Source organism: Shewanella sp. SM73 (genome assembly GCF_025653795.1).
Classification (GTDB): domain Bacteria; phylum Pseudomonadota; class Gammaproteobacteria; order Enterobacterales; family Shewanellaceae; genus Shewanella; species Shewanella oncorhynchi.
Genome location: NZ_JAKKRY010000010.1, coordinates 45550 through 58562 on the forward strand (window position 1 = coordinate 45550; position 13013 = coordinate 58562).

General features: G+C 43.3%; 11 protein-coding genes. 8 read left to right on the forward strand and 3 right to left on the reverse strand.

Annotated features, from left to right (window positions below):
- Window positions 1–197: 197 nt before the first annotated feature.
- Window positions 198–2162: an LTA synthase family protein gene (locus L5M51_RS14410; RefSeq protein ID WP_263173416.1), complete on the forward strand. Its 1965-nt coding sequence runs from the start codon at window positions 198–200 to the stop codon at window positions 2160–2162.
- 99 nt (window positions 2163–2261) lie between these two features.
- Here the strand turns inward: L5M51_RS14410 and L5M51_RS14415 are convergent, their stop codons facing one another.
- A complete protein-coding gene (locus L5M51_RS14415) occupies window positions 2262–2819 on the reverse strand; it encodes a hypothetical protein (protein ID WP_263173418.1) in 558 nt (185 codons plus the stop codon).
- Window positions 2820–2880: 61 nt separating this feature from the next.
- Entirely contained in the window at window positions 2881–3675 is a 795-nt protein-coding gene (gene bioH / locus L5M51_RS14420) for a pimeloyl-ACP methyl ester esterase BioH (RefSeq protein WP_263173420.1), read from the reverse strand.
- Between the two features lie 32 nt (window positions 3676–3707).
- Between bioH and L5M51_RS14425 the strand changes: the two genes are divergently transcribed.
- The 7 genes from L5M51_RS14425 to nfuA all read left to right on the forward strand — a co-directional run bounded on the left by L5M51_RS14425 (window position 3708) and on the right by nfuA (window position 10923).
- The gene (locus tag L5M51_RS14425) at window positions 3708–4490 is read left to right on the forward strand and encodes a ComF family protein (protein ID WP_263173423.1); all 783 of its coding nucleotides are present in this window, start codon (window positions 3708–3710) and stop codon (window positions 4488–4490) included.
- Between the two features lie 177 nt (window positions 4491–4667).
- Window positions 4668–5414, forward strand: a complete 747-nt coding sequence (locus L5M51_RS14430) for a helix-turn-helix transcriptional regulator (protein WP_219251886.1) — start codon at window positions 4668–4670, stop codon at window positions 5412–5414.
- A gap of 2 nt (window positions 5415–5416) precedes the next feature.
- Window positions 5417–6094, forward strand: a complete 678-nt coding sequence (locus L5M51_RS14435; RefSeq protein WP_263173427.1) for a response regulator transcription factor — start codon at window positions 5417–5419, stop codon at window positions 6092–6094.
- Entirely contained in the window at window positions 6081–7325 is a 1245-nt protein-coding gene (locus L5M51_RS14440; RefSeq protein WP_263173430.1) for a sensor histidine kinase, read from the forward strand. Before L5M51_RS14435 ends, L5M51_RS14440 begins: the two co-directional genes overlap by 14 nt.
- Window positions 7326–7499: 174 nt before the next feature.
- A complete protein-coding gene (locus L5M51_RS14445; RefSeq protein WP_263173433.1) occupies window positions 7500–8264 on the forward strand; it encodes an outer membrane protein OmpK in 765 nt (254 codons plus the stop codon).
- Between the two features lie 92 nt (window positions 8265–8356).
- Complete coding sequence (gene urdA / locus L5M51_RS14450) at window positions 8357–10105, forward strand: urocanate reductase (protein ID WP_263173436.1); 1749 nt, start codon at window positions 8357–8359, stop codon at window positions 10103–10105.
- A gap of 239 nt (window positions 10106–10344) precedes the next feature.
- Complete coding sequence (nfuA, locus tag L5M51_RS14455; protein ID WP_006079591.1) at window positions 10345–10923, forward strand: Fe-S biogenesis protein NfuA; 579 nt, start codon at window positions 10345–10347, stop codon at window positions 10921–10923.
- Window positions 10924–11006: 83 nt separating this feature from the next.
- Here the strand turns inward: nfuA and L5M51_RS14460 are convergent, their stop codons facing one another.
- On the reverse strand, window positions 11007–12944 hold the full coding sequence (locus L5M51_RS14460) for an alpha/beta hydrolase family protein (protein WP_263173439.1): 1938 nt from the start codon (window positions 12942–12944) through the stop codon (window positions 11007–11009).
- Window positions 12945–13013 lie beyond the last annotated feature (69 nt).

Below are 13013 nucleotides of genomic sequence, written 5' to 3' on the forward strand. Positions count from 1 at the left end.
ACATACGTCATGTCCGAGTCGACTTTTTAACCTGTTACTCACAAAATTGTTGCATAAATGTCGTCTTAGGGAATATAAAGTCGGCATTTAATGCAACATTAAGCAAAATCGGTTGTCATAGCACAGCTTATTCACCGATTTTTTCAAATTGACACTCCAAAGCTGAGTGGCTCTTTTTACACGTTTTGGGGTAACACATGCAATCTGGTTTATCACCTCGCGGGCGAAACAATGCCCATGGGCCTTTTCGCGCCATCTTTATCTTTTCGTTATTAGTGCTTTTCATTGCCACCGCGAGCCGTATCGCTTTAGGGCTGTGGCAAGCCGATCGCGTGGCCGCTGTTGATGGTTGGTCGCATCTCTTAATCCAAGGTTTACGCGTCGATATCGCTACCCTGTGCTGGTTATGGGGTATTGCCGCCTTAGGGACTGCATTATTTTCAGGTGATCATTTTATTGGCCGTCTATGGCAGCCGATTCTACGGGTGTGGTTAACCGTCGGCTTGTGGATCATACTGTTTTTAGAAGCATCGACCCCCGCCTTTATTGAAGAATACGGTTTTCGTCCGAATCGTTTGTATGTGGAATATCTGATCTACCCGAAAGAAGTGCTTTCTATGTTGTGGGCGGGTCGTAAGCTTGAGCTTATTTTCTCAATATTATTAACCATAGGTACACTCTGGGGCGGTTGGGTTCTCAGCGGTAAACTGACGAGAAACCTGCGCTTTCCACGCTGGTATTGGCGTCCAGTATTAGCGTTAATTGTTATCGCAATTACGATATTAGGTGCCCGTTCAACCTTGGGTCATCGTCCGCTTAACCCCGCTCTGGTGGCCTTTGCTGACGATCCATTAGTGAACTCTTTAGTGATTAACTCTGCTTATTCCTTGGTGTTTGCCATTAAGCAGATGGATAGTGAAGAAGACGCTTCTAAAGTGTATGGCAAGCTAGATAACACGGAGATTATTGCAACGATTCGTCAGGAAAGTGGTCGCCCTGAAAGTGCCTTTACTTCAACGGATATCCCATCACTGAGCTTTAACCAAGCCAGTTATACTGGTAAGCCAAAGAACTTAGTGATCCTACTGCAAGAGAGCTTAGGCGCACGTTTTGTCGGCAGTTTAGGTGGGTTACCCCTGACCCCGAATATCGATGCCTTGTCTAAAGAGGGTTGGTATTTCGATAACTTGTACGCTACTGGTACACGATCTGTGCGCGGAATTGAAGCCGTGACAACAGGTTTTACGCCAACGCCAGCTCGTGCTGTGGTGAAGCTAGGTAAGAGCCAAGTTGGCTTTTTCAGTATTGCTGAATTACTTAAAAATCATGGTTATACAACGCAGTTTATTTATGGTGGTGAGAGCCATTTCGACAATATGCGTAGCTTCTTCTTGGGCAACGGCTTTAGTGACATCATAGATCAGAAAGATTACAAATCTCCGGCCTTCGTGGGCTCGTGGGGCGCGTCAGACGAAGATTTAATGCGCAAGGCCAACAGTGAGTTTGAGCGTCTGCATAGCGAAGGTAAGCCTTTCTTTAGTTTAGTGTTTAGTTCGAGCAACCATGATCCATTTGAATTCCCAGATGATCGTATCGAACTTTATGAACAACCTAAGCAAACTCGCAACAATGCGGCGAAATATGCTGACTATGCGGTTGGTGAGTTTTTCAAATTGGCGAAAAACGCGGACTATTGGAAAGATACGATTTTTATCGTGGTTGCCGACCATGACAGTCGAGTGGGTGGGGCGGATCTGGTGCCAGTATCGCGTTTCCGTATTCCGGGATTAATTCTTGGGGATAATGTTGCGCCAAAACGCGATCATCGTATTGTGAGCCAGATTGATTTACCGCCAACACTGTTATCATTGATTGGTATTTCAGATTCTTATCCTATGCTGGGCCGTGACTTAACTCAGGTCAGCGATGATTGGCCAGGGCGTGCTCTGATGCAATACGATAAAAACTTTGCGCTGATGGAAGGTAAAGATGTGGTCATTCTGCAACCAGAGAAAGAGGCACAGGGTTTCGAATACAATGAAAAAACTGAGCAGTTAACGCCTCATCCACCCGCTGCTGCCGCGCTAGAGAAGAAAGCCTTAAGTTGGGCATTGTGGGGCAGTTTGGCCTACCAGCAAGAGCTGTATCGTTTGCCTAAATAAGCGTTAAACAGAATGGAAAATGCCGCTATTTTTAGCGGCATTTTTGTTTATCACTCATGCTAATTTTGTGCGCAAACGGATTCATACGATTGGAATAGGTTAAATCCACGTCGACATAATAGATTCTTGTTCTGGCTGAGTCTGTTGTTGATAGAACTGACTAATGCGTTGCCCAAGTTGTTGATAAAATTGACTCGATTCGCCTTGAAGCGATTGCCTTGCCGTACTGCTGGTATTCGCTTTGGCGTTACTGCTGGCATAACTTGTTGCACCTTGACTGACCTTTAAGCGTATATCCTTACGTTGCAGCGCCGCTTGGCCTCTTGCTGCAATTTTTAGCGTTTTAGGTAAAACACGCTCGGCCACTACAAGGGGCGCTTTTTTCTCTTGCTGTTGTTGGTTCTGTTGCTGTGAGGATTGCTGTTGCTGCTGTTTTTCTTGAACTTGCTGCTGATTATGCTCGAGCGTTTTCGCCTGTTGTTGAGCTTGATCCGCTGTGCGTTCATTCTGTGGATTAAAGGCGCGTTCTTCGTGACCTTTAGTTGCCGCTTGTGGTGGGATGACCACAGGTTTCAGTTGGTTGTCGACCCGAGCCGAGTCCGTCGCGACATTACTGGTCGCTAGCGGGACTTGGGGGTAGTTACTGACAACTAACATTGAAAATTCCTTGGCACATTAATGGTTAAATACTAGTCATTAATCGCTCAAAGATAAAGCGTTAACGTGTCTGTAACGTTAACCAAGGCATAAATACCTGCAAAAACTCCTGCTGATGGGAAATAAAGGGCGCGTGAGAGGCTTTGGCGAGCATCACATCCTCACTTTGAGCTGTGATGGGCATTTTATGTGGTACGCGTTTGGGCACTAGCCCGTCGAGTCGGCCCCAGATCCTTAGCCAAGGTTGTTGCAACTCTATCAGTTGCTGCCTTAAGTCGACGTCGGTTAGCATATTTAGGCCTTGAGTTAAGGCTCTGGTATTGGGTAAAGGACGTGCGAGGACAAGATCGCGCAGTTGTTTGATATCTTCCTTGGCGGTTTCGCTACCCATGGCTTGAATCGCCAGAAATCTCTCTATAGTTTTAGGTAAATTTTGGCCGAGTTGTTCTCTAAATTGATGAAGGACTTGTGGCGGAATGCCCGGCCATGCTTCGTCTTCCCTTGCCATAAAGCAAGGGGATGAGGCAATGGTAATCAAGCCTTTGATTTTTTGTGGATAACTTAACGCTGCCTGAGTCGCAACGAGTCCACCGAGTGACCAGCCGGCCCAAATAGCGTGTTCAGGCAATGCAGCGACTAAGGTATCGACCCAAGTTGATAGGCCACCTTCAACCATTTGGCTATGGCCAAAGCCCGGCAAGTCTACATAGTGCACCCTATACTGAGACAGTGACTCATTTAATGGCGTAAACACAGCGCTATTCACTCCCCAACCGTGAAGCATCACCAGATCTGGCCCTTGGCCGCTGATTTCAATATGCAAATTTGCTTGGTTTGTGGATGTGACTTGGCTCACTTGAGTGCCTCAAAAATGGATTAGGTGAATGTATGCCGCACTTTGTCAAAAGGATTTGGCCGCAATCTGCTTTACGGATAATGCGTTTAGGCTATCAACTCGGTACAAGGTGGTTGGCGGGCAGTTTACCTAACTGTTGCCTGCTGTGCCACCAATCCATATCACTTCCCGAGACTGGCATTTGCGCCGTTTGTCTTCAATCTGGCTTATATCATGGGCCTATTTGCTTAGGTTGCGGTAAGTCGATGCAAATAGAAGTCGATTATTGCGGTGAATGCCAAAAGCGCCAGCCACGTAAAGTCATTGCACCTTGTAGTTATCATCAAGGTTTGGGGGCTTGGGTTGGTGCGATTAAATATCAAGGTCAACTTGCCGCTTTGCCCGTGCTGTGTAGCGCCTTAGTAGCACGCATTAAGGTATTAGAACAGCAAGGATTAATCTCGCTGCCTCAAGCGATAGTGCCAGTTCCATTGCATCCAAAACGTTTGCAACAACGGGGATTTAATCAGGCGTGGTTAATTGCCCATGAGTTATCACAGCTCTTGCAACTGCCGTTAGTGAGCGAAGGGTTAACGCGCCAACAAGACACTCGACCGCAGGCGGGGCTTTCGGGGGCGCAGCGACGACGCAACTTACATGATGCCTTTATGTTAGCGGATGATTTTGCGTTCCAGCGCGTTGCATTGGTAGATGATGTGGTCACCACCGGCACTACAGTCTCTGAAATTGCTCGCTTATTCGAAGCGCGTTATATACATGTTCAAGTATGGTGTTTGGCAAGGGCAGAGGCGCCAGGATTGTTGGATGATATTTAAAAAGGTTAAAACCATTGCTCCATTATATCTTTGTGTATGTCAAAATTATGTCAAAAATACTGCGTAAAAATGAATAAGTTTTAATTTTGCGACAAGATGTAAGTATCTGTATCGATGGGTTTTGTTTATTTTTTGTATTGAGATACCTTCCTATATTATTTCGTTTGGAGGGTATTTATGGACGCTAAACTGGCGCGATCAAATGCAGATACTGCATCAACGCTGAAGGACGTTATTCAGGCGATAAACTACTCTTTAAAGCTACATGGTTTTTGTGGTTTCTGGTTTCAAGGAGTTCCACATTGTGCGTATGAAAATTATCACTTTCCAAAAGATACCAATCTGTTCTCTCCTACGGCACTAAGAAAACCTATCGCCAGCATAGCTTCTTCCCCTGTTATGGCTGAATTACAGCGTTTTTATTTAAATCAGATAGCCTCCCATGATTTCAATTTTGGTTTTTCATTGGATACTTCAAAATCTTATATGTATAGATTCACGAGTGAAAAAAATGATAAGACCAGCCTACTGTTTAGTAAGCATAATATTCAAAGTGTTTTGAGCTGGCCCATCTCATTCCACTCTAATCGTCATTGGGCAGGCCGGTTTATACTACTTAGCCATCTTAGTGCTTCGGAGGTGGTGTTAGAGGGATTGGCAGGCACTTTAAAGGAAGCTCAGAACAAGCTTTTTGAATGTAATAAACAATTGTTCAATCCATTTCTACAAAGCTCTCTGCTTAAAGATAATGCGAGAGATATCCTACTTATGGTCGCAAACGGTCTTCAAAACGACGAAATTTCAACTCAGCTCCCGATAAGTGTCAGAGGAGTTGAATATCATATGGAATCCATGCGTAAGAAATTTGGGGCTACAAATAGAGCAAATTTAATCCATTTAGCCCATCAATATGAGTTGATCTAAATATGTTGATATTACTGGTTGAAGATAATCGACTTCTTTCTAACAACATCATTCAATATCTTGAATTGAGTGGTATAGAGTGTGATTACGCTTTCAACCTGGCACAAGCGGATATGCTCATTAGTCAGCAGCAGTTCGACGCTATTATTCTCGATCTAAATTTGCCGGATGGTGATGGGATTGAAGCGTGTGAACGCTGGAAAGGACAGTGCATTACCTCACCAGTAATCATGTTAACTGCACGTAGTAGTCTGAATGATCGCTTGAGTGGGTTTGCTGTGGGCGCGGACGATTATTTAGTAAAACCCTTTGCAATGGAGGAACTGGTCGCGCGATTGAAGGTGGTTGCTCAGCGTCGTCCCGCGCCCCAAAGGTTGACTATTGGCGACCTAGAAATCGATTTTGCAAACCACATGGTGTATCGGCAAGGGCAACTGCTGGCTTTGTCTAAAACCGGATGGCAGATCTTGGCTTTATTAGCTAGGCGTAGTCCAGAAACGGTGAGTAGAGAAGAGATTGAGCGAATGCTTTGGCCCGACAGCGCACCTGATAGTGATAGCTTGCGCAGCCATATTCATCTTTTGCGCCGAGTGATCGATCGCCCCTTTGAACGGCAAATATTACATACGATTCGTGGTGTCGGTTTAAGCCTTAGAGATGATACCAATGCAAGCGCCTAAACTTAGCCTCAAGCGTAGCTATCAAGTGTGGGGAGTTATTTTTCTATTAATAACTTTAGGTGTAAATAGTTTTATCCCGCTTTGCATGATGTGTGCAGGTATGATTTCTATGCATGAAGTCACAATACACAATGCAGGGCAAGCGGCCGAAGCATTACTGAAGCTGGCGGAGCCAACTCAGCAATCATTACTTCATCAACCACTTCTAAAAACCGATAACTTAACTGTCTATCCTCATTGGCGAGATATTCCGCTGCAAATTCGTGAGTTAAGTAACAATGAAGTCTTAACTGATGCGAGCAAAATTCACTATGAGCATGCAGAAGGTCCCATTGTTAACGCGTTAAGTGTGTACTACACCCAAACTGGCCAGCCGCTATATGTTTGGCTGCAGTTTAGTGTTACCCATGATTTGCAATTTGCCCCTAAAAATATGACGGCGATCTTGCTGCTTGTCTTGATAACCTTTTGTGCCAGTGCAAGTTTAGCGTTTTATATGCAAAGTAAAGTGATTACGCCTGTTCATCAAATTAGTCATGCGATTAAACAACATGATTGGGAAGGAGGAGGAAAACTGAGTTTACCAGAACAAGAATATGCTGAATTAAAAGCTATTGTTGATGCTTTAGATAACTCGATTTTACAACTTCAGGAGGCTCAGCAGCGAGAACTCAATTTTTTACGTTTTGCTAGTCATGAGTTACGTACGCCAGTCGCCATATGCCAATCTTCATTTGAAATCCTCGCATTACAACAAGGTGAGCTTACGGGGGCAACTCTGTACGCTTCCCAAGCGACCAATCAAATGAAGTCACTCATTGAAACCCTACTATGGTTAACTAATAAAGAGTGTTCAAACCTAGAAAAGGAAAACGTAGCATTATCGCCTTTACTTGCCAGTATTATCGAGGAGCAGCAACGGGTACATGGTTATGAGCAAAAAATTCAATTATTGTGTGACGATACTTGCTTGCCCGTCCAGCTTCATCCGCTAAAAATAATCTTAAGCAATTTATTAAGGAATAGTATTGAGCATGGTGGGATGGATATTAGCATTACTCAAGATGCTTGTTGTATAGCAATAACCAATTCCTACAATAGTAAGGGCCGCCATGGATTTGGTTTAGGGCTTTTACTGGTGAAACGTCTCGCGAATCAACTGGGTTGGACTTTTAATAGCTCATCTGCAAATAATTTATTTACTGCTAGGCTGGTAATATCTAATAACTAAAGAATGAGAACTATAGATTTACTGCATTAAACCACACACTTTTAAAATGCAAAAGCGCCGTTGGGCTTAGATCACATAGTCATCATGCTATTCGTAGTAACTTTATTATATAAAGTTTACTGGTCGATAAGTATTTTAAAATACTTCCTAGAATACATGGTTGAGAGGGACTCTATGTGTAAAAAAAGTGTGGCATCTATTTTAGTCAGTGCAATTATTTTTAGTGGTTCAGTATATGCTGATGTGAATAAAACGAGCGTGGATTTAGGTTATAAGTTTTATACTAGTGCCGCAAAAAATGATAACCCAGGTGTTTTTAATCAACCTTTTGTAAAGTTGAATCATTTAGGTATTGCTGATTGGGGTACTTACTTTGCTAATCTTAAGCTCGAAAACCCTGCTGAAATTGCGGAAAATCAGAAGAACCTTGATGGTAAAACTACCATTAAGTCATTATTGATACTTGAAAATAAGCTGGGAGAGTCGCAGTTCAACTTCTGGACTCAGAACTTTATCTCTGCGAGTGAAACGCTAGTTGAAGATAATCTTTACTTAGGTATTACCCATAATGCAAAAATTCAAAATTTATCACTAAACTATGGTGTCGGTTTAAATTATACCATTGGTAGCTTTTCCCCCACATCAGAGAAGTTTAATGATCTGTCAGGTTATGCCGTAGTTTTAAATGCAAAGTACCCATTTGAGTTGCTAGGGTTAAAACATAGCTTAAGTTTGAATTATGAAGCACAAATTGATAGAGATGAAGCGCATCAATCATTATTTTCATATGACAGCTATGGCCATCAGATAATTACAATATTACAAACAAACCTCACAGATTCAATATTTTCAAAGTTATATATCACTCATTATGATAGCTGGGGATCGCAATATAATGATGGAGTTGAATACGGTATATCTGTTGGTTATCAGTTTTAACGGTTTATCAAATAGGTTAAATTTTTGACAAGTAGAATCTCATTTAATTTGATGCTGTTCTAGTTTTCATTAAAAATAATAAGGGAATTGTAATGCATTATAAAAAATCCATTATTGGTATTGCTGCCACGGCAACAGCAATTATTGTCGGCTGTCAAGTTACCCATCAAATAGTAAAAAGCCAGGGAACCGCTCAAGGCAAGCATGGCGAAGTGCAGGTCGAAACCACATTCAAAGACGGACACATTGTGGCGATTGATGTACTAAAGCAAAAGGAAAATAAGGTCCTTGCTGGTGCCGTATTTAAAGATGTTAAACAGGCGATTATTGATAATAACTCTATCGAGGTTGACGGTATTGCAGGCGCAACCGTAACGTCTAAAGCGCTTAAAGAAGCCGTGGGTAAAAGTATTGAAGCCGCAGGTGTTACGTTAGTTGCTGTCGCTTCAGCTAAAAAAAATGAAGCATTAACACCAGCAGAATATACCTATGATGTGGTGATTATTGGCTCGGGTGGTGCAGGTTTCAGTGCTGGTTTAGAGGCTATGACTGCGGGACGAAGTGCAGTGATTATTGAAAAGATGCCTATTATCGGCGGTAATTCTTTGATTTCTGGCGCTGAGATGAATGTGGCCGGTAGTTGGGTGCAAAAAAATATGGGGGTGACCGATAGCAAAGAGCTGTTTATTAGCGACACGCTAAAAGGCGGCGATTTCAAAGGTGACCCTGAAATGGTTAAGACCATGGTCGATAATGCGGTTGATGCTGCTGAGTGGTTAAGGGATTACGTCAAAGTAGAATTTTACCCAGATCAATTATTTCAGTTTGGTGGACACAGCGTTAAACGAGCGCTAATCCCTAAAGGTCATACCGGAGCAGAGGTGATCAGCAAGTTTTCTATTAAAGCTGAAGAAGTTGGCTTACCAATTCATACCAATACTAAGGCTGAAAAGTTAATTCAAGATCAAACGGGCCGAATTGTGGGTGTAGAAGCGACTCATAATGGCAAAACGGTAACCTACTATGCAAAACGCGGTGTTGTGATTGCCACGGGTGGCTTCTCGTCTAACATGGAAATGCGTAAAAAATATAACCCAGAGTTAGATGAACGATATGGCAGCACTGGTCATTCAGGTGGTACTGGTGACGGTATTGTGATGGCAGAAAAAATACATGCAGCAGCTAAAAATATGGGATATATCCAGTCATATCCCATTTGTAGCCCAACCTCGGGTGCGATTGCCTTGATTGCAGACTCTCGCTTCTTTGGTGCGGTGTTAATCAACCAGAAGGGTGAGCGCTTTGTTGAGGAATTGGAACGCCGAGATGTGATTTCACAGGCCATTCTAGCCCAACCAGGCCGTTATACTTATGTGCTCTGGAACCAAGCTATTGAAGATGTTGCCCATACTGTTGAAATGCATCAAGGTGAACTGAAGGAATTCACAAAAGACGGGCTAATGTATAAGGTCGACACCCTAGAAGAAGCCGCTAAAGTCTTTAATATTCCTGAAGATAAGCTGTTATCAACGATTAAAGACGTTAATCGTTATGCCGCAACAGGAAAGGATGAAGCCTTTAATCATCGCTCAGGATTGGTTGATTTAAGTAAAGGACCTTATTGGATTTTAAAGGCGACACCTTCTGTGCACCATACAATGGGTGGACTAGCGGTTGATATACGTACTCGTGTACTTGATGAACAAGGAAAGGTGATTCCGGGCTTGTTTGCTGCGGGAGAAGTGACTGGTTTGACCCATGGAACCAATCGACTCGGTGGTAATGCTTACACTGATATCATTGTCTTTGGTCGTATCGCTGGACAAGAAGCGGCTAAATAGTTTGTATTTTATGTCTGGCTTAAAGCGACCCAATTGGGTCGCTTTTGTTTGTAAATGATGCAGTTCACTCGCGTACAACACATTCGTTTAAAGCTTGTTTATGATGAATAAATCGTGATCGCTATGGCAAAAATCCATAAACTTGCTATCCAAAGGACTACAAAGCGAAGGTGAGTCGGAGTATCATACGGCTAATTCTTACTAAAACACTCAGGTATCCCCTGACGGAGCAGGTTTTCATGATTACCATTTCCGATGCGGCTCAAGCCCATTTTGTTAAGTTGTTAGCAGATCAACCTGAAGGCACTCATATTCGCGTATTTGTGATCAGTCCTGGTACCTCGCAAGCCGAGTGTGGTGTGTCTTATTGTCCACCGGATGCAGTGGAAAGTGATGATATTGAAATCGAGTTCACTGGCTTCAATGCTATGGTCGATGAGAAGAGTGCACCTTTCCTTGAAGATGCCACTATCGATTTTGTGACTGACCAATTAGGTTCACAACTCACGCTTAAAGCACCTAACGCAAAAATGCGTAAAGTGTCTGGTGATGCACCTTTAGTCGAGCGTATCGAATACGTGATCCAATCTGAAATCAACCCTCAGTTAGCTGGCCATGGTGGTAATATCATGCTGGTTGAAATCACTAAAGAAGGCGTAGCCGTACTGCAGTTCGGCGGTGGATGTAACGGTTGTTCTCAAGTAGATATCACCCTAAAGGATGGTATCGAAAAACAATTGTTAGACATGTTCCCTGGTGAGTTGACTGGCGTACGTGACGTGACAGATCACCAACACGGTGAACATTCTTACGCTTAATCTTGTTTGTTAAGCTGAATGAAAAACGCGACCTTGAGTCGCGTTTTTTATATTTGGCTTTCGCTTTAAGTGCAGTTGTTAAGTTATAACTTAGGGTTGAGATTATCAGCTAAGAACTTATCTAAGGCTTTAAACGTCGCGAGTCTGTTGTCGTTATTGCTCAGGTAATGATCACCATTTTCCAACTCAATATACTCCACTGGTTTATTTAGTGATTTGAGCTCGTCATACATTTCTCGGCTATGTTGAACCTTAACGACTCTGTCCTTATCGCCATGTAGCAGTAATACTGGGATGTTAATTTTATCTGCTTTACTGATAGGTGAGCGCTCATAGAGGGCATCGAGATCATCTCCTATTTGCTCTTTAACTACTTCATAGTTGGTATGTCTGCGGCTTGATTTTACTAGGTAGGCCACATCGGTCACACCAGCCACACTGATGGCGCAACGGTAAAGATCGGGAGTCATAGCAGCCCCCATTAAGGCCGCGTAACCACCATAACTCGCACCGGCAATACAAATGCGTTTGGGATCGCTAATCCCTTGAGCTATTAGGTAACGAGTCCCGTCTTCAACATCGTTTTGCATTTCGAGACCCCAGCTTTTTAGGCCAGCCTTCATAAACTCATAGCCGTAACCTGCTGACCCCCTGAAATTCATTCGAAATACCGCATAACCACGATTAGCGAAAAACTGCGCCCAATAGTCGAAGTCGTTACTGTCGTAACTGATCGGGCCGCCATGGGGGAAAATAATCGTCGGTAGCTGTTTGGCTTCGAGTCCCTTTGGCACTGTTAGGTAAGCATCGATTTTGAGCTTATCCCTTGCTTCGTAAGTTAGATGTTGGGTGTTGGCGAGTAGCTCACTATTGAGCTTGCCGTATCTGTTCGCGATGGGATATAACGTTTTTTCGTCCCTATCGCCGAAATAATAAGTGCCAGGCTCGGTCGAGCTGGTGGAATACACTATGTAGCGGCGTTCATCTGCACTGAATTGAGTAATATAGTTGTGAGCATCGGGTAATACAGCCTTAAGACCATTTTGTAGGCCGACATATTCTGTTTCCCAGAAGGTGTATTCCTCGCCGTCGCCTTCACTGATACCAATGACTTTTTTCTTTAATTGCGAGTAGAGTAAATCCCCTTCGACGTCAGTTGCTTCATTGGCGTAAACCAACTCTTTTGTAAGATTAGGGTCGGTCAGGTTCACTTTAAAAATGGCTTCGAAACCTTGGTGATAGGCGCGAACGTAGAGGATATTAGGGTCTGCATCAAAACCTAATGGCCAAACAGTGTCCTCAGAAAAAGCTTTAAAGGTCCAAAGCAAGCGTGAATCACTCTTTTGCTCGGCCTGTTCATAAATGCGGTACTCAGTATCATCGTTGTAGATAGAAATTCGGACTTTGTGCTGCCTGTCGGTAATCCAACTTATAATCTTCTTTTTAGCATTTTGGGTGTAACTGGATTTCCCCTGCGCTAAATTGACTTTCAGAACGCTGTCTTCGCCTACGTTTTCTCCCATTCCGTCTAATGACAGTAAAATATTATCGGGATCATCTGGCATAAGATCGATAATTTGCCCCTGATGTTGCGGGATCCAATTAAGACGGTCTAAGACGCTGCGCGGAAGGACACTCGAGGTCTTTTTCGTGGTCAAATCATACTTAACAAGGCGGGTTTCGGTTGTAGGTGTACCGTAACGGTTAGCCGGAAACTTAGCACTGATCAGTAAGATATTATCGTTTGCCCACTGCAGAGACAGGATGACAAATTTTTGGTTATCTGTGTGCAGCGGAATGCTTTTTTCGCCAGTTTCTATATCTTGGATACTAACGACAGTACCTTTGAGTTTGGCTTGATCGACCCGTACAACAGAAGCGATTTTTTTGCCATTAGGCGAGAGTTGCACAGAGCTAACATCTGGGATGCTTGCAAAGGCTTCAACGGGTAATTGTGGCGCAGTGTTGGCAACCGTATAGTTACATAGCCACAGCAATAGCAGCGGTAAAATCCTTTTCATTATCGATTCACATCTTTATTACATTTGTAAAATCAACATAATAATGATTTTGAGATTAGTAAACTACTG